Below are 18,720 nucleotides of genomic sequence, written 5' to 3' on the forward strand. Positions count from 1 at the left end.
CGGCTTACTTGCTCTCTTCCTTGCTTTCTTCTTCAGTTTCTTCCGGAACAATTTTCTTTAATTCTTCCTGCAACGATTTCGCCGTATCAGGATCTTTGATGATATCTTCAAGACGTTTTCTGAATTCTCTGTTGTCTAAAAGATTCGATTTCAGATCCTTGATCAGGTTCCGGGCTGCAAGAAGCTTGCTGAGGGCGGGGACCTCCTTGGCGATATTTTCGGGCTTAAAAGAATCCATGTTTTTAATATCAAGATCGACATTGATATTGCCCTCTCCGGTCAGTTTGTTTTCGACCGAATATTTCAGGTTGAGGTCCATGCTTTCCATAACCTGGGTGAAATTGTTCTTGTTGATATTGATCTTTTCCCGATCGACCACCCGTTCATCATGCTCCTCGCCTGAAAACTCTCCCATGACAAGCATCTTCAGAGGCAATTCAACTTTCTTCTTTGCATCACCCTTACCCACATCAAGTTTAAGATTGATCCGTGCAGGGGGGATTTCATTTTGAAAACTTCCGGCCATAATAACCTGCCTTTCCGTTTAATTTATTTGTTTAATGTAAATGCCTTAGTCGGGTTTATCTGACTTATCTTTTTTACCGTATCATTGAGTTTTGTTGTCATCTCCACCTGTTGATTCTGCGGCTTGTTTGCCCTTCCAACCTTAAGCGCCTGTACCAAAACCGCCCATGCTTCCACCGCCAGATCGGGATTCCACAAATGGAGATGGTAGGTGTCGATTTTTTCGTCAAGGGCCTCCAGAATCGAAACGGCGATATCGGGTTGTTTACCCTTGAGGAGGAGTTGCCCCATCAAAATAGACCGGTTGAAATTATCTTCTTCGCACGAAGAACTCCTGATTCCATTCTGCAGCAGCTCCAGCGCCTTATCGACTTTTCCGGTGGCTGCCAGTGACTGGGCTTCACGTTTTTCCTTTTCAAGGATATCTTCATCATCGTCTTCATCGCCGTCATTATCGCCCCCCTTGCCTCCCGAGAGTGCAGACATGACTTCGGATTTTATCCAGCTCTTTGTCGTATCATCGCAAAACGGTGTCCCATCGGTAAAAGCCAACTCCACCAGCGTGGGTATCCGTTTAAGGAGCACGGCGGTTTCAATAAGAATGATATCCCGTATTGCTGCATTGCTTTCACCAAGCTCCTTGCAGGCGGTTGCGGAATATCGTTGCAGATCGAGCCAGAGGTGGTTTCCGGCGCCGGTAAACGTTTCTTCGGACTTTTCAAAGAGTGTTTTCCAGTCTTTCTGACCAATCAATCCTTCAAGAAAGGCTTTCTGCTGGGCATTGGGTCCTTGGAGCTGCGTTTTGCCGTCGGATGCCGGAGGTGCATTCTCCATCAGATCCCACCTGAGTGAACGCATAAGACGGTATCCCATTATTTTTACGGGCTCTTTTTCAATAAGAAACCGGGCAAGTTTTTTTCCTTCAGTCTGGGCCTGCTTTGGCGTCTCATAGGCCTGAGCTTGATTCTGGGCAGGTTGTTGCTGTGACTGCTCGGCTTTGGGCTTCGGCTTACAAGCCTTTTCCCAGGACTGGGCTTTTTTAAAGAGATTCGATGGAAAGGGAGAACCATCGGGAAATTTTGATTCCAGAATACTTTTCAGTTTTGTAAGCGATTCAACAAGCCGCGTTATGTGTTCATAGTCGCTTTCGGTGGGCTTTTTCTGATTACAGAATTCGGTATATCGCTCTTCTGAAATCCATTTAATTGCCAGCCCTTTGGCCCGCGGGCGAGCAGGGAAACAATTATCATAATCCTGTTCTGTAAGTGATGTCATGCCCTCAAACAGATCTGCAAATGCTTCCCACTGTTCGTCACGAAGCAACGCAAAGCTTAAAAAGGCCATCACCCGCAGATCCTTTGATTTTTCGGCCAGGATTTTCCTGCTGTTATTTATGATCAATTCATAATCGATCCCTCCAAGTTTCCCTATTTCACTCTTGAGGGCATCGAAATCGGTATCGTAATTGACATTCTCTCCCATGGGATTATCTCCGGGTATGGGAGATTTGATTATTTCGAGCAGGTCGGAAATATGCTTCTCCTAGGCTAAGAATTTTCGGGATAGGCATCCACAAAAATCTGCAATCCACTACAATATAATAATTCACTTAATAAAGGGGCTATAGTTTTCTATTTTGCCAATAATTTTTTGTTTACCCGTCCCAAGCCCTTTGAGAAGGAGCGGGTGAGGACCAATAAAAATCGGTGGCAGAAAGACATGCTCAAATCAAATCACGGAAATTGGCGGCGGGGAACCGCCCGTGTTAGAGGTTTTCCATGCGGAGCATATCTTTCCTTTTGTTGATATACTTTTCGAAATCAAGGGAGGTAAGCGAAAGCATATAATCGAAACGCTTGTCTGCAGCCGATACATTAACCGAGAAAATTACCCGGGTTTTAGGGAAATCCCACCGTGCATAGGCTGAAGTAATGATACGTTTATAATATTCCGAAGGATGGTAGCGCAGATTCCAGCGCTCCTTCTGAATGTATCGATCGGTGTTCAGAAATATCTTCCGTGGATCGAGTCCCTTGAACACCGGTTGTTTTTTACCATATTTCTTGCGTAATAAATCATAAATATCATGAACAAAGGTCAGCGACTGATCCCGGATATGCCGGTAATACTCATCCACGCTGCGAAAAACATTGTAATTGAAATCATAGGATGCCAGGTGGTCAAAATCAAAAACGACCGTTACCTGAAAAAATCGGTCTTCCACAAAAAAGTAGCGGATTTCCGCCGGATATCCGGCAATATCAGCACTGCTGGAATAGACCGAAAGATTCAATTCTTCGGGAAAATCGGTTTCGAGCTGAACCTGTTTCCACTGCTCAGGCTTAACCGTACTTCGTACTTCTGAAGCACTCATACCCCATACCGCATTCTGAAAACCGACCGGCGGTTCCGCTGCAAATACCGGATATATCAGTGCAATGCATAATAAAAATTCTACTCCTTTAATCATACAATACATTTTATAATAACACCCTCTCTGTATCAACCTGTCATGCCTTCTATTAAGTAATTCGGTAATCTTTTTTGTTCTCTTGCCTGTTTTGCATGATTCACCTTTGTGTTGCCGCCATCAAATACGTTTATCGCCCGACCGCGCCGTAAAGAATACCACGGTCAATTACACAGGGCTCTCTCCCCACGGTGCCCATCATAACCGGCGCCCGGGCCTGAAAGCCGGTCAGGGAAATCCGGGTTCCGCCCCTGCGAGCAAATGATTCGATATCCATTCGCACATAACGCTCGTTCCGTGCCAGAGAATCTTTAGGGACAACCTCGTAGCTCTGGGTGACCATATGATGACTCGTGAAACGAAATTTCACCTCCTTCGTACCGATTTTCGTTCGAGGAATCGTATCATTAAAGGGCAAAATAAGCAGTCGCATATACGATCCGACCGGGGTGCCGGGCGTTCCCGAAGGAGCATAGTCTTTTGAACAGACAAAGATTACCACCGTATCTACATCAAGGCTGCAGGCGTTCGGGTGATAACGGTTGCCCTCCAGTGTAACTTTTCCCCCGTTAACATAACCTTCAAATACCACCGATGGAACATAGGGTGTTTGGGGCGTATTAACATCGCTGCAAAAGAGAAGGTTAAAGCCCCAGAAAAAGGCACTATACATTACTATACGCCTCATATAAACCATTCTCATTATTCCGTCGTTTGCCCGTATATCCACAAAAAGCTGTATCAATCCTTTTCTCAAACTATTTTTCTAATTATCACTTCACTTTAATGATACTACTATGCCGGATAAAGTTCTACTCGATTTCTTTGAAAGCCGAAGCACGGGGTGTTATCATATCGATGAGCCCCTCTCGCTGCATACGTCATACCGGGTCGGCGGACCGGCCGACATATTCGCCTTTCCCGACAGACTCGACACTCTGATCGAAATCCTTCAGTTTTGTAAAAAAAACCGCATTCCATTTTTCTTTCTCGGCCAGGGCGCCAATGTCCTTGTTTCAGATAAGGGATACCGGGGAGTGGTTGTCACCCTGCGCAGAGGTTTTAACTCACTTTCTTCTGACGGCCCTTTCGTTGATATTGATGCCGGCGTTTTACTTCGGGACCTTGTGATTTTTTGCGAGTACAACTCTCTTGGCGGTGTCGAGTATTTAGCAGGAATTCCCGGTACGGTTGGTGGCGCACTTACCATGAACGCCGGTGTCGATCGTGCTGAAATCGGTGATGTTGTCGAGAAGGTAACGATACTGGACCACAATTATATCCCTGTGACTATAAACCGGAATGAAATTTCCTTTGGCTACCGTTCCGCGCCCGAACTCCAAGGCCGGCCTGTAATCGGCTGTCTTCTGAAGCTTTCCCGGGCCAACCAGGCCCATCTGAAAGAGATACGTTGTTCGCAAATCAGCAGGCGCCGAAAAAAACAGCCCTTGGAGATGCCGTCATGCGGAAGCGTATTCAAACGACCCCCCGGCTATTATGTCGGACAGATGGTCGAAGAGCTTGGCTTGAAAGGATTTCGGCATAATGATGCAAAAATCTCCGAAAAACATGGTGGTTTCATTCTCAATTGCGGAAATGCCCGGGCCGATGATATTCTCTTTTTAATTAAAAAAATGCGCGCTGAAATACTCAGGCAATACAATGTCAAACTAGAACCCGAAGTGCGCTTTCTTGGATTCGAACGGCCGGTTGATGAACTTCCGGAAACGGATTTTTAGCTTTGTTCTCAACCGGTACCGGTGTCGGATAAACAAAAACTGTATTTTTTTTCATCTTTTTATTCCTGCAGGTATTATATTCCTCCTTGTCATTTCCTCTTTGTGCAATACCATACCGGAGGTATTTCATGGATAAAAACCAGACCGCAGATACACCCCTTGAGCTTTACGAAAAAGCCTACAAACTCCATTACCAGGAATATAAGATCGCCGAGGCATGCGCTATCTACCGACAGTTGATCGAAAAATTCCCCGATTCACGGGAATGTGGGTACGCGGTCATTCAGCTCAACAAAATCGAATCGAACAAGGTAGCAAAACGGCTCCTGCAATCGTCAACCGTCTCTCCCCGTATTTCCTACGCTGCACTAATTATAGGAATTGTCTCCCTGGTAATTACGCTCTCGGTTCTTATCCTTTTTTCTGTAGAGTTTAATAATCGGGAAAAGGAAATTGCCGAGTCTCTTACGGTAATCCGTTCATCAGTTGATACCACCCGGCAGGAAATCAACAACGCACTCCGTATCTCCCGGGCCCTCGGAGCCTTGGTTGGCGGTAACGATGACCATGCTCTTGAAATTCTCCGAACGGTCCAGTCGTCCGGCAGCCCGGCAATTGCATCATACAGCATTGCCGCCGATATTTATTTGCAAAAAAAACAATACAAAAAAGCAATCGCAGAATACGAAAACCTTCGGAATATTTTCCCCGAACTGGAATTTATCCCCGATAAAATCGCCATGATTAAAAGCAGAATAGAACCGGTCGAAAACGATACTGCCCGAGAAGAAGCAGCAAACATCGCCGATTCAAACCACCCAAAATCCGGAGCTTCCCTGAATTCGGCTCAGCAAAAAAGCTCCGAATCGACCTTTAAAAAATCGTTGCTTGTTGTCGACAGTGTGGAATTCTTCTAAGCTCGAATTCAGCCCGGTTCGCCGCGGAGCCGCAGAGAAGAGCGTTTCGACTGAATAAAACCCGGCAAGTCTACTGTTAATGCACAAAGCCCTGTCCTTTGCATGAAAGGACAGGGCATTTTTATAACCACCCGAAAACAGCTTATCAGAAGAAAGCTTTTTCGGAATAATGCTTTCCAAAATCTGTTTTATATTCGTAGACCAGCTTCTTAACTTTTCCTGCCGGTGACGGAAAATAGAGGAGCATATCTTTGCATTCGTGCTCCTGGTCGAGGATTTCCTTATCAATTTTCGAATTATTCCGTGCCACATAGCGTTTGCCGTCTTCATTTTCGATAAAGAAATTTTTGGACCAGAGCCGGAGGGGATTGTAGGAATAATTATAGATACTTGCCTTGATTGTTACCCCTCTACCCGACTGTTTTATTACCGGACATGCCATGAGAATATCGTACTTATTGACCTTATCATAAATAGCTGAGTCCGGTTTATCTTCAATAACCGCATCATAAGCAGAATAGGTGTCTTTGGTTTCACGGAAAATATCCGAGAGCAGGCTCTGGGCCTTTTCATTCTCCGGATCCAGGTACAGAGCGAGTTTTGCATTGAATTCCGCACGAATCATCTCTTCGATTTCTTCTTTATTACCCCGGGCGTCTTCATACTGCATCCGGGCCAGTTCCAGCTTTCCATTGACAAAGTCGTTGATCAGGTTTTTCCGCTGCTCCTGGATCTTTGATGGATTACTGGCAACGGCAAGCGCTTTATCAAGCCATTCAGTTGCCAGATAAACCTTCCCTCTGGCTTCACTGGAATCTGCAAGTCGCGATAAAAATCCTGCATATTTCTGTTTCAACTCGGGTTTAACATCGGGCGACATCAAAGAATCGATATCCTGCACAAAGAGACCCAGCGCATCCATGGTCGACGTAGCTTCTGATAAAATCAGATTTCCTCGAATAAGCGTTGTTTCGATGAACCGGTTTCTGAGACTGGTTCGTACTGAAGCATAGTTGTCCTTTTTTTTAACCGCTTTCCAGAAATAGGTATATGCTTCTTTTTCCAGACGCCGTTTTTCATCGCCGGTTGCGCTCTGGGCTTTTTTGTATGCAGAGTCTCCCCGGCTTTCTAAAGAACCGGTAGTACATGAAACAAGCAACATCAAAGCGCTTAAGCCGATGACTAACCGAATAGCTTTTATCATCATAGCCCTCCACCGATAAATAGTGAATTTTTCCCTCTTTTTAGGGGGAAAGGTGTAATTTTGTTAGAATTAAAGATGCTTTATTACCTGAGTTAGTGTCAATAATAATAGTTTATTTTAATTATTAAATGGGATTATCGCTTGATTTTCGCCCGGTGCGTCGTATATTCAATGAAGTCGGCACATCGACAACACCTTTATGAATATATATTCGTTTCGATTCTATGCCTAAAAAAAATGAAAAAGAACAATTAGCCCACGACATTGTCCGCCGCCTCAACCGCCATGGATACAGAGCGCTTTATGCAGGGGGATATGTGCGTGATATGCTGCTTGGGATTGCAAATGGAAAAGAAAGCGATATCGATATCGCAACAAGCGCCCGCCCGGAAGATATTGCCCGGGTTTTTCCGAAAGTCGCCCGCGTGGGTGAGCATTTCGGTGTTATGATTGTAATCAGGAACAATATCCCCTTTGAGGTAGCAACCTTCCGTGCCGATATCGGTATAAAAGACGGGCGCCATCCAAATGAAGTTGCCTTTGTTGATGAACGCGAGGATGCTCAACGCCGGGATTTTACTATCAACGGACTCTTTTACGATCCCGAGACAAGGGAAGTACTCGATTATGTTTCCGGCAAAGAAGATCTTGAAAAGGGAATCATTAGAGCAATCGGGAATCCCGAAGAACGGTTCAGGGAAGACTACCTCAGGCTGCTTCGGGCCATCCGCTTTTCCGCACGATTCGATTATGCTGTCGAGGATACCACCTGGAAAGCGGTATGCAGTGCCCGGAAGGGAATCGGTGCCATATCACCCGAAAGGATATTTCAGGAACTGGACAAGATGCTTCGCTCCCCGCATCCGGACAGGGCGATTATCCTTTTACACGAATCCGGGCTCCTTCCCTTGATTCTTCCGGAAATCCAAGCACTTGTGGGTGTCGAGCAACCCCCGGAGTTTCATCCGGAAGGTGATGTCTTTGCTCATACGGTAAAAGCGCTCGGCCTTTTAAAAGATCCCTCACAGTGTGCAGCCTGGAGCGTCCTTCTCCACGATATCGGGAAACCCGGTACCATGAAACGAATGGACCGGATACGGTTCAATCAACATCAGCATATAGGCGCACTTATGTCACGAAAAGTGCTGAAACGGCTCAAAGCATCCCGCGCACTCATCGAAAATGTCTATGAGTGTATCGACAACCACATGAATTTCATGAATGTCAAAAAAATGAGGCTGTCGACGCTCAAAAAATTTCTTGCCCGCCCAACTTTCGATGATGAAATGGTTCTTCACAAAGTAGACTGCCTGGCAAGTCATGGGGATCTGGAAAATTACGAATTCCTGAAAGAAAAGAAACAAGAACTCACTGCCGAAATGATAAAGCCCGCTCCCTTTTTGCGGGGAAAAGATTTAATCGACGCCGGTCTGACTCCCGGCCCTCTGTTCGGAAAAATCCTCAAACAGGCTTATGATCTTCAGCTGGAAGAAAGAATTACAACCCGGGATGAAGCTCTGGAATGGTTGCACAAGACCATCGAAAAGAAGCCAATACAATGAATAATAATTCCCGCTGTAAAACGGTATCCCGGTACATGTTTAAGTGCATATTGACGATCGTATTTTTTACCGATTAAGGTAATTAAGCGACCTAATTTGTTTTTCCCTTGTAGAGTCTATGTATAATTAAGTATTTTAATTCACTTCTCTGGGATGCATCATGCGCGGGCGAAAGCCCGTTTTTTGTTATCAACCGGCAATTTTGCAGCAAAAGAGAAAGATTTAAAGATTTATTGAGAAAGATTTATAGAGAAAAAACAATGAATATTCGGGACCAGATCATTCAAACAGTCGAGAACAGGCTCACAAAGCTTGGGTTCGAACTATTTGAATTGAAAGTCATTCCTACCGGTCCCCGGAAAATCGTTAGAGTATATATCGACAGTCCCACTGGGGTGACTATCGAAAATTGTGAGAATGTAAGCAGAGATCTGTCTATGTTGCTTGATGTAGAAAATATTTTTGGCAGGCAGCCGTACATTCTTGAAGTCTCATCACCCGGCGCCGACCGCCCGTTGCAAACCGAAAAGGATTATCAGCGGAATACCGGACGGCCGGTCAAACTCAAACTGAAAGAACAATTCGAAAAAAGCAAAACTCTTACCGGGAAAATCCTGGGATCTTCAGGTTCCGGGGTGCGGCTTCTGGTAAAGGAACGTGAAGTAGAAATTCCATTTTCACAGATAGAACATGCAAAAATTGAATTCGAATTCAAGTAACGCTATTGAGGATTTAGCTCTATGAAGCGAAAAACAAAAGTTAAACTTGCTAAAGAACTGGATATTGCCACGGCAATAGGCAGCCTGACTAAAGAAAAAAGTATTCCCCAGGACCTGGTTTTAGATTCTTTAAAGGAAGCGCTTTCCGGTGCTGCAAAAAGATATTTAGGCACACCGATAAACGTTGAGGTTAAAGTCGACCGGGAAAAAGGAACCATCGAGGTCTATACCCGTCGCACGGTTGTCGAGGAAGTTGAGGACCCTGAAAAAGAGATCGGTGTCCAAGAAGCTAAAACGCTCGATCCGGAACTGGAAGTCGGTGATGAGCTGATTGAAGATCTCGATATTGCGATGTTCGGCCGTACCGCAATCCAGACCGCAAAACAGGTCATTGTCCAGCGGGTAAGAGAAGCCGAGCGGGAAAAAATATTTCAGGATTATTCCGACCGTATTGGAGAACTCATTACCGGCACGATCCAGCAGATCGATAAAGGAAATATCCTCGTTAATCTGGGCCGCACAGAAGCGTTGCTTCCCTATAAAGAGCAGATTCGCAAGGAACGTTTTCGTCAGGGAGATACGATTCGGGCCTGTATTACCGAAGTGAAAAACAATACCAAGGGCCCGCAGATCATCATTTCCCGGACCTGTCCCGATTTTCTTGCCCGTCTTTTTGAACTGGAAGTGCCGGAAATTTTTGATAAAACAGTTCGAATAGTTAAAGTGGCCCGCGATCCAGGCCACCGGTCAAAAATAGTGGTCGCTACCTCAGATGAACGGGTCGATCCTGTTGGTGCGTGCGTCGGCATGCGTGGAAACAGGGTTCAGGCCATTGTTCGTGAACTCTCCAACGAGCGTATCGATATCATTAACTGGACCAGCGAGCTGTCACTCCTGGTGCGCCGGGTCTTCTCTCCCGCTGAAGTCAAGCGTGTTTTTGAAATTGGTGATAACAAAATTGTCGTTATTATCGAAGAAGACGATCTTGCTCAGGCGATCGGAAAAGAGGGCCAGAATATCAGACTGGCATCACGCATACTCAATAGAGAAATCGATGTCTACGGTGATGAAGAATTTGGGGCAATGACCGATGCGCAAAAGGAAGAGGCGCTCAGGGAAGAGATCGAAGAACCTGAAGAAGAGGTCGAAGAAACCGGCGTCGAAGCTTCAGAAGAAGCCGAGAGTGACGAAACGGCTGATATCGGTGAAGAAACTCCAGCCGAAACCGGGGAAACAGAGGCTGAAACAGAGGCTGAGACCGGTGAAGAGACCGGTGAGGAAGAAGAAAATGAAGAGTTGGTTGGCGTTTCTGATGAATCTTCGGAAGCAACTCCAGCCGACAATCAGGATATTGAAAAAGCAGACAAAATAAGCGCAACCGAAGAAGCTGAGAAGGAACACGACGCGGCTGAAGAACAAGGCAGTGAAAGTGAAAAAGAAGAGCAGCAATCATAAAGGAGTGCTTAGAGGTTACTTAACCATAAGCAGAGGTTTTTTGCATGGCTAAAGAAAAAGTTTACAAACTGGCACAGGAATTCAAAGTTTCGAGCGAAGCATTGGTACAAATGCTTCGTGGTATGGGTATTCCCGTCAAAAGTCATATGAGCACTGTTGACGAAACTTTGCGGGATGAAATCAAGCAGAAATTCGAGCAGGAACGCGCTGAAATCAAGAAAGAATATACCCGTAAAAAGGAAATGCTTGCTAAAAAGCGTGAAGAACTGCTTGCCAAAGCCGAAACCAAAGAAGCGCCCGCACCGGAACCGGAAGCTCAACCCCGGCAACGGAAAAGAACAGAGAGAAAAGCCAGCCCCCATCCCCGGCGGGATAGCGGAAAGGTGGAGGTATATCCTGTTGATAAGGAACAGGCCAAAACCGGTCCCCAAAAGGCACCTTCTTCAGAAGCCGGTCCTTCTCGTGGAGGAAAACCCGGCGGCTATAATAAAAAGCAGAAGAAAAAGCATGGCAAACGGCGACATGAACAGCCGGAAATCAGACAAGGCGAACTTAAATCGAATGTAAAAAAGACGCTGGCAAAAATCGGCGCCGGATCGGCGAAGAAAAAGTATAAAAAAGATATCAAAAAAGAGACCGATGAAACAGAAGAAAAGAAAATTTTAGAGGTCAGTGAATTTGTTACCGCAGCCGAACTGGCCAATATGATCGGTAAAGCCATCTCCGAAGTCATTGCAAAATGTCTGGAATTGGGCCTCTTTGTTACCATCAATCAGCGGCTGGATTTTGAAACTATCGAGCTTCTTGCCGACGAATTCGGATATTCGGCAAAACTCCTTGAAGAGTATGCGCCCGAAGAAGAATCCGAATCCGAAGAAGAGTTACAGGGAGAGATTATTCCCCGCGCGCCGATTGTGACGGTTATGGGTCATGTCGACCACGGAAAAACGTCATTACTCGATTATATTCGCCGGACCAATGTCATCGCCGGTGAGGCGGGCGGTATTACGCAACATATTGCAGCCTACGAAATCAAAACCAATCACGGTAATGTGACCTTCCTCGATACACCGGGTCACGAAGCCTTTACCGCCATGCGTGCCCGTGGTTCACAGATTACCGATGTTATCGTTCTTATCGTGGCCGCCGACTCAGGGGTCATGCCGCAGACAAAAGAAGCGATCGACCATGCCCGGGCAGCTAATGTTCCGATTGTCGTAGCAGTCAATAAAGTCGATCTTCCTACCGCAAATATCGACAAGGTTAAAGGTGAGCTGGCCCAGTACAATGTCGTTGTTGAAGAATACGGAGGAACAATATCCTGTATCGAAATTTCGGCGAAAACCGGTCTTGGCGTCGACAAGCTTCTGGAAACCCTTGCGCTCGAAACCGAAATGCTCGAGCTTAAATCCTCGGCCGATGGAAAAGCGTCCGGGGTTGTTATCGAGTCGGAACTTGACCGCGGAAAGGGCGCTATTGCCACGATTCTTGTACGAAAAGGAACCATAAGAAAAGGCGATCCCTTTGTCACCGGAATTCATCATGGCCGTGTGCGCGACCTGTTTAACGAACGGGGAGCCTCGGTCGATACCGCAGGACCGTCACAACCGGTTATAGTCCTCGGACTCACCGGCACACCGCAGGCAGGTGACACCTTCAAGGTCGTCGAAGATGAAAAACAGGCCAGAGAAATCAGCGGCCGACGACGCCTTGCCCAGAAAGAACGGGAACTCCGGCGGATCAGTACGGTCTCTCTCGACCATCTTTACGAGCAAATTAAAGCCGGAAACGTTCAGTCACTCAATCTTATTGTTAAAGGTGACGTGGACGGCTCTGTTGAAGCACTCGCCGAATCATGCATCAAACTCACTAACGATGAAATCCGGGTGAATGTTATCCGGAAAGGCGTCGGCGCCGTGAATGAAGCCGATATTATGCTGGCAGCAGCATCAAATGCCATTATTATCGGTTTTCATATCAGCCCGAACACCAAAATCCGTGAGCTGGCGAAAAAAGAAGGCGTCGATATCAGAACGTTCCGGATTATTTATGAAGCCGTTGATGCGATCAAGTTGGCTATGGAAGGCATGCTTGCACCGGAAATTAAGGAAAATATTCTTTCCAATACCGAGGTCCGTGAAGTTTTCAAGATTTCGAAAATCGGAATTGTGGCCGGCTGCATGGTAACCTCGGGCGCCGTTACCCGTGGTTCAAAAGCTCGCATAATTCGCGACGATATAGAAATTGCTGATACCGAAATATCATCGCTGCGCCGTCATAAAGACGACGTCAAGCAGGTCCAGAGTGGCTACGAATGCGGTGTCACGATCCATAGATTTTCCGACTTTAAAGTCGGTGACAGAATCGAAACCTATGAAGAGGTTGAGATCGCTCGTAAGCTCCAGGCTTAATACGAGATCAGACAAACACGGTTGCGAATGTCTTGTGCATTAGCCCGCATTTTGTAAAAGGGCCGTCGTCGTACAGCGCGGCAGTCAATTGCCGGACTACTGCATCCAGCGACTTTCTGCTCCGGATGTTAAGCGATAGAGAGTTTTTTCGTTAGACGTACGCATAACGGCAGCATCGGGTTTGACATAATGACTTCACCGCAGTATCACATACACAGACTCAAAGAGCTCCTTCACCGTGAAGTAGGCAGGGCCATTTCTACTCAGGTCAGAGACCCCCGCGTTCCGCCCCTGCTGACCATTACCGATGTAACCATCTCGCCCGACAGCCGTAATGCAACGGTATACGTTCACATTCAATCGGAGGAAGTTGACAAAGAAGAGGCCGTTCGGGCCCTCAATAAAGCGGCGCCCTTTATCCAGAAATTTGTCGCCGGACGGGTATCCACCCGGCGGTTGCCGAAACTCTATTTCAAGATCGACACCTCACTCGACCGGGGATACCGGGTGGATGAACTCTTACGGGATATGGAAAATGACCTGGACTGAATTAAAAGCAGTCATCGACCGGAACGATTCTTTTTTAATTTCATCCCATCTATCCATGGACGGCGACAGTATCGGATCCCAGCTCGCAATGTACTGGTATCTGAAAAGCCTGAGCAAAAGAGTCTCGATTTATAATCACGATACGCTTCCTTCACGGTTCAGTTTCCTTCATAATTCATCAGCAATTTCATACACAAAACCTAAAGATTCCTTTGATGTTCTGGTTATCCTCGATTGCTCGAATCCCGATCGTCTGGGCTGGAGCGGACATGATTCAATTTCCCGTTTCATGGTAAATATCGATCATCATAGAGACAACACACATTTCGCCGATATCAATATTGTGGATAAGGATGTAGCTGCAACCGCCCAACTTATCTATCTCTTTTTCGAATCGCTCGCTGTTGATTATCCCAGGGAAGTCGCCGAATACCTGTATATCGCAATCATGACTGATACCGGTGGATTTCGTTTTTCCAATACGACCAGTGCAGTTCTGAGAATCTGCTCTCATCTTGCTGAAAAGGGGCTTAACTGCTCGGAAATGTATCAGCGTGCCTATGATTCGCATACCCGCAGTGGTATGATGCTTTGGTCCAGGATCTGGTCGAGTCTTGAATTCTTCCTCGATGACCGTATCTGTGCTTTGAAACTGCCCCTCAGCCTGATCGATGAACTCGGCGCATCCTACAGCGATTCTGAAGGCATTGCCGACAGGACGGTTCTTGCGCAGGGTGTAGAAGTCGGCATGTTTATCAAATACAAGGATACCGAGACCCATTTCAGTCTCAGATCCCGCGGCGATGTCGATGTCGGCAAGATTGCACAGAAAATTCCCGGTGGCGGCGGCCATGGAAGCGCTGCCGGCTGTACCATTTATATGCCCTACGAAGAAGCTATAGCGTATATGCTCGATATTATTCGTAAGGAGCTCGATTCACATTGAACGGTTTTATTTGTGTTGATAAGCCCGGCGGTCCCACCTCTTTTGCCGTGGTAGCTCAGGTAAAACGGCAACTGAAAATATCAAAAGCCGGTCACTGCGGTACGCTCGATCCGAATGCAAGCGGGCTCCTGATACTGGCCCTGGGCAAAGCAACAAGGCTTATCCCCTGTTTATCGCTCGAACCCAAAATATACGAATTCGACATAACTTTCGGTGCCCAGACAGATACGCTGGATCCTGAAGGGAGCATTATCAAAGAGAATGAAAAAATCCCCGAAGAAAATGAACTCCGGGCAGTGATCCCTGATTTTACCGGCCGTATCGAACAGACCCCCCCACGCTATTCGGCAATAAAAATTAAAGGAAAACGAGCCTTTGCCTTGGCACGGGAAGGAAAAGAATTCGACCTGCCCCGGCGAACAGTATCGATTTTTTCTCTTACTCTCGACACCTTCGATCAATCACAGGGCATTGCACAATTAACCGTCTCCTGTTCATCGGGAACCTATGTGCGTTCCCTGGCCCGGGACATTGCAGAAAAACTTGGAACCTGCGGCTATGCATCATCAATAAAAAGAACCGGTATGGGGCGGTATTCGGTAAAAAAAGCGGTCACACCAGACCGGATTACCGCCGAAAATACCGATTATATTATATCGATAAGCGAAATGCTCGATGATCTCCCAAGGATATTTGTTGACCGGGACCAGGTCAAAGCGCTTTCCAATGGTCAGGACCTTTCATTGCCGGTTAAAACTCAGAACGGCAAACCGGTCCTTGCGATGGATGAAGAAAGCGGTTTTGTTGCTCTTCTCACCCCGTGCGATGCAAATAAATTTCATCCGGATATTGTCATTAAATAGAATAGTACTATGGAACTTATCAGATCATTAGAGAATTTTTCCTGTTCCGCAAGTGTCGCCGCGGTAGGCAATTTTGACGGTATCCATCGCGGGCACGGGATAATTATCGACGAAGTCGTTATGCGGGCACGGAAAAATAATGCCGCAAGTATCCTGGTGACCTTCGAACCCCACACCCGGGCGGTGCTCAATCCCGATGGTGAACAGCCGATACTTACTACCCTCGAAGAAAAATGTGTTCTTGTCGAATCCAGGGAAATCGATTATCTTGTCAGTCTCTCCTTTGATTCATCGTTGCAGCATATGACCTATTCGGAATTTATCGATAAAATATTGAGCAGAAAATTAGGCCTCAAAGAACTGGTTATGGGTGAAGGGCATATGTTCGGGAAGGACAAGAAAGACAGCAATTCATTGCATCAATCAAGAGGCAGAATGCATTTTAGTACGTTTATTGTTCCCACTGCCGTGTTGGAGGGGAGTATGATTTCTTCCACCGAGATACGCAGAAAGATAATCGGAGGGAGGCTTTCTGAGGCCGTGTATCTGCTGGGGCATCCCTATCTGATACTCACCAAACGCATTGGTGGAATACAACAGGGAAGAAAACAGGGGTATCCAACCTTGAATTTTGCCGGCGTAACACCTCCCAAGGTAACACCGCATACAGGGGTCTATGCAGGAAAAGTGCACTATAAAAATGCGACCTGGACCGGCGCTGTCTATTACGGTACCTGTCCGACATTTGCAACGAGAAAAGAACATTTTGAATTTCATTCATTCGATGCCATCACCGGAGAACCACCAGTTGGTGAAACCGCACGGTTATGGCTCTATGATTTTATCCGCCCCGACCACGCCTTCGCAACTGGTGGCCGGCTGACCGAACAAATTTCAAAGGATGTATCAACAATTAAAGAATTTTTCTTAAGGGAGAAATGAGATGACAATCACCAAAGAGAGAAAGAAAGAGCTCGTCAAAGAGTATGGTGAGAATGAAACCGATACCGGAAATACCGCTGTTCAGATTGCGATCCTCACCGAACGAATCAAAGAACTTACCGAGCATCTTAAAATTGAAAAAAAGGACCATCATACCCGCTACGGCCTTCTGAAATTAGTTGGTCAGCGGCGATCACTGCTGGACTACATGATCAAAAAAGACATTAGTGCCTATCGGAGCCTGATTAAAAAACTCGGTATCAGAAAATAACAATACTATACCGGTTCATGAGTCCCTGCACCGTGCAGGTCGTAACCAACCATGGACCATACCCTTATTTTACACAGATTGGTAAATATTATGACATACAAAAAATTTGAAACAGAAATTAACGGCCTTAAGGTCTCGCTGGAAACCGGTCGATTGGCAAAACAGGCTGGCGGCTCAACTGTTTTCCGTCTTGGCGACACCATGGTGTTGTCGACGGCATGTGCGGGTAACCCGCGTGAGGATATCAGTTTTTTTCCACTCTCGGTCGAATATATCGAAAAATCCTATGCTGCCGGAAAAATCCCCGGCGGATTTTTCAAACGGGAAGGCAAGCCGAGTGAAAAAGAGGTCCTCAGCGCCCGGCTGGTCGACCGTCCAATCCGTCCACTTTTCCCCGAGGGGTACAAAAACGAACTCCAGATTGTCAACACGGTCATTTCGGCCGATGAACAGTACGATGCCGATGTTCTTGCAATTACGGCAGCATCATGCGCGCTCTCACTTTCGGACATCCCCTTTTTAGGGCCCATTGCCGGGGTCAGAGTCGGTATGGTCGACGACAAACTGAAAGTCTTTCCTACCCTGGCCGAAACAGAAGCCAGTCCCCTGGACCTGATCATCGCCGGTTCCGAGGATTCTATCGTCATGGTTGAAGGCGGCGCCTACGAAATTGCCGAAGAGACGATCATTGAAGCAATTCTTCTGGCCCACGAAGAAATCAAGAAATTGGTGGTGCTTCAAAAACAGCTTGTTGCCGAAGCCGGTAAGGCAAAAATCGAATTCGTTTCACCGGAACCGGACAAAGAGATTTTCGATGAAGTAGAAAAGCTTGTAAAAGACAGAATTCACGAAATCAGCTATAACGGCAATAAACAGGAGCGATACAGCGGCCTCAAAGTGCTTCTTGACGAAGTAACTGCCGCCCTGGCCGAACGGTTTCCAGAACGGGAAAGCGAAATTGCCGAAGCATTTCATGAAATCGAAAAACAGGATATCCGGAAAACGATCCTCGAGAAGGGTGAACGGATCGGGGGACGGGATTGCGATACCATCCGAGACATTACCTGCGATCTTGATGTTCTCCCCCGGGCCCACGGCTCCGCCCTCTTTACACGCGGTGAGACACAGGCACTGGTGGTCACCACCCTGGGAACCAAACTCGACGAGCAGCGGATCGACAATGTCCAGGAAGAATACAGCAAAACCTATATGCTTCACTACAACTTTCCGCCCTTCTCAGTTGGAGAAACCAAGCGCATGGGCCCGGTCAGCAGACGGGAAGTCGGCCACGGCCATCTCGCCGAACGGTCGCTCAATCCGATCCTGCCCAGTGAAAAGAGTTTCCCTTATACAATTCGCATCGTCTCGGAGGTCCTCGAATCCAACGGCTCATCGTCGATGGCCACGGTCTGCGGCGGTTCCCTGGCCCTGATGGCCACCGGGGCCCCCTCAAAGGCACATGTTGCCGGCGTGGCAATGGGACTGGTAAAAGAAGGCGACCAGGTGGCGATCCTCACCGACATTCTCGGCACCGAAGACCATCTCGGAGATATGGATTTCAAAGTTGCCGGTACCCGCGAAGGAATTACCGCTATCCAGATGGACATCAAGATCCACGGCATTACCGCCGACCTGATGAAAGAGGCTATGGAAAAAGCCCGTGTTGCCCGGCTGAAAATTATCGACATCATGGAAGACGCCATTTCCAAGGCCCGGACCGAACTTTCGGCCTTTGCCCCCCGGATCGCCACGATTTCGATAGACAAAGATAAAATCCGCGATCTGATCGGCCCGGGTGGTAAAGTAATCAGAGAGATCCAGGAAGTCACCGGCGCAACAATCGCTGTGGAGGATGACGGGACGGTCAATGTCTATACCGCCAACCAGAAACAGAAAGAAGCCGCCCTCACACGGATCAAAGCTGTCGCTTCCGATCCGGAAATCGGTGATACTTTCGATGCCGTGGTAAAAACAACCGTCGATTTCGGCGCCTTCGTCGAATATCTCCCCGGCAAAGAAGGCCTGGTTCATATTTCTGAAATGGAAAATCACCGGGTGGAAAAAGTCACCGACATCTGCAAGGTCGGCGACCCCATGAAAGTCAAAGTAGTCGGCTTCGACCGCTTCGGCAAAATCCGCCTGAGCAG

At 47.1% G+C, this 18,720-nt stretch carries 17 protein-coding genes; 12 read left to right on the forward strand and 5 right to left on the reverse strand.

Going from position 1 to position 18,720, the window contains the following annotated elements; translation table 11 throughout:
* Positions 1–4: 4 nt before the first annotated feature.
* The 4 genes from tssB to GF401_18650 form a co-directional block, all read right to left on the reverse strand.
* Positions 5–526: a type VI secretion system contractile sheath small subunit gene (tssB, locus tag GF401_18635; GenBank protein MBD3347076.1), complete on the reverse strand. Its 522-nt coding sequence runs from the start codon at positions 524–526 to the stop codon at positions 5–7.
* A 23-nt stretch (positions 527–549) separates the two neighbouring features.
* On the reverse strand, positions 550–2,007 hold the full coding sequence (tssA, locus tag GF401_18640) for a type VI secretion system protein TssA (protein MBD3347077.1): 1,458 nt from the start codon (positions 2,005–2,007) through the stop codon (positions 550–552).
* 283 nt (positions 2,008–2,290) lie between these two features.
* Positions 2,291–2,995, reverse strand: a complete 705-nt coding sequence (locus GF401_18645; protein MBD3347078.1) for a hypothetical protein — start codon at positions 2,993–2,995, stop codon at positions 2,291–2,293.
* A gap of 130 nt (positions 2,996–3,125) precedes the next feature.
* Complete coding sequence (locus GF401_18650; protein MBD3347079.1) at positions 3,126–3,683, reverse strand: hypothetical protein; 558 nt, start codon at positions 3,681–3,683, stop codon at positions 3,126–3,128.
* Between the two features lie 109 nt (positions 3,684–3,792).
* Between GF401_18650 and murB the strand changes: the two genes are divergently transcribed.
* Positions 3,793–4,734 carry a UDP-N-acetylmuramate dehydrogenase gene (murB, locus tag GF401_18655; GenBank protein MBD3347080.1) on the forward strand — a complete coding sequence of 314 codons (942 nt, stop codon included), beginning with the start codon at positions 3,793–3,795 and terminating at the stop codon, positions 4,732–4,734.
* A 128-nt stretch (positions 4,735–4,862) separates the two neighbouring features.
* Positions 4,863–5,651: a tetratricopeptide repeat protein gene (locus tag GF401_18660; GenBank protein MBD3347081.1), complete on the forward strand. Its 789-nt coding sequence runs from the start codon at positions 4,863–4,865 to the stop codon at positions 5,649–5,651.
* Between the two features lie 145 nt (positions 5,652–5,796).
* Here the strand turns inward: GF401_18660 and GF401_18665 are convergent, their stop codons facing one another.
* Positions 5,797–6,858 carry a hypothetical protein gene (locus tag GF401_18665; GenBank protein MBD3347082.1) on the reverse strand — a complete coding sequence of 354 codons (1,062 nt, stop codon included), beginning with the start codon at positions 6,856–6,858 and terminating at the stop codon, positions 5,797–5,799.
* Positions 6,859–7,079: 221 nt separating this feature from the next.
* On the opposite strand from GF401_18665, the gene GF401_18670 reads away from it, so the two are divergent.
* The 10 genes from GF401_18670 to GF401_18715 form a co-directional block, all read left to right on the forward strand.
* Positions 7,080–8,417, forward strand: a complete 1,338-nt coding sequence (locus GF401_18670; GenBank protein MBD3347083.1) for an HD domain-containing protein — start codon at positions 7,080–7,082, stop codon at positions 8,415–8,417.
* Positions 8,418–8,677: 260 nt separating this feature from the next.
* Positions 8,678–9,136 (forward strand): ribosome maturation factor RimP, encoded by a 459-nt coding sequence (locus GF401_18675; protein MBD3347084.1) that lies wholly within the window; start codon positions 8,678–8,680, stop codon positions 9,134–9,136.
* 21 nt (positions 9,137–9,157) lie between these two features.
* Complete coding sequence (nusA, locus tag GF401_18680; protein ID MBD3347085.1) at positions 9,158–10,591, forward strand: transcription termination factor NusA; 1,434 nt, start codon at positions 9,158–9,160, stop codon at positions 10,589–10,591.
* A gap of 44 nt (positions 10,592–10,635) precedes the next feature.
* Positions 10,636–13,002 carry a translation initiation factor IF-2 gene (gene infB / locus GF401_18685; protein MBD3347086.1) on the forward strand — a complete coding sequence of 789 codons (2,367 nt, stop codon included), beginning with the start codon at positions 10,636–10,638 and terminating at the stop codon, positions 13,000–13,002.
* Between the two features lie 189 nt (positions 13,003–13,191).
* Positions 13,192–13,551 (forward strand): 30S ribosome-binding factor RbfA, encoded by a 360-nt coding sequence (rbfA, locus tag GF401_18690; protein ID MBD3347087.1) that lies wholly within the window; start codon positions 13,192–13,194, stop codon positions 13,549–13,551.
* On the forward strand, positions 13,514–14,497 hold the full coding sequence (locus tag GF401_18695; protein MBD3347088.1) for a hypothetical protein: 984 nt from the start codon (positions 13,514–13,516) through the stop codon (positions 14,495–14,497). The genes rbfA and GF401_18695 overlap by 38 nt, the downstream gene beginning before the upstream one ends.
* Positions 14,494–15,360, forward strand: coding sequence for a tRNA pseudouridine(55) synthase TruB (gene truB, locus GF401_18700; protein MBD3347089.1), 867 nt, complete (start codon positions 14,494–14,496; stop codon positions 15,358–15,360). The genes GF401_18695 and truB overlap by 4 nt, the downstream gene beginning before the upstream one ends.
* A gap of 9 nt (positions 15,361–15,369) precedes the next feature.
* On the forward strand, positions 15,370–16,302 hold the full coding sequence (locus GF401_18705) for a hypothetical protein (GenBank protein ID MBD3347090.1): 933 nt from the start codon (positions 15,370–15,372) through the stop codon (positions 16,300–16,302).
* A 1-nt stretch (position 16,303) separates the two neighbouring features.
* Positions 16,304–16,573, forward strand: coding sequence for a 30S ribosomal protein S15 (rpsO, locus tag GF401_18710; protein MBD3347091.1), 270 nt, complete (start codon positions 16,304–16,306; stop codon positions 16,571–16,573).
* A gap of 90 nt (positions 16,574–16,663) precedes the next feature.
* A partial coding sequence (locus GF401_18715) for a polyribonucleotide nucleotidyltransferase (protein ID MBD3347092.1) occupies positions 16,664–18,720 on the forward strand: 2,057 nt, incomplete at its 3' end.

It is taken from the genome of Chitinivibrionales bacterium, from assembly GCA_014728215.1.
GTDB lineage: Bacteria > Fibrobacterota > Chitinivibrionia > Chitinivibrionales > WJKA01 > WJKA01.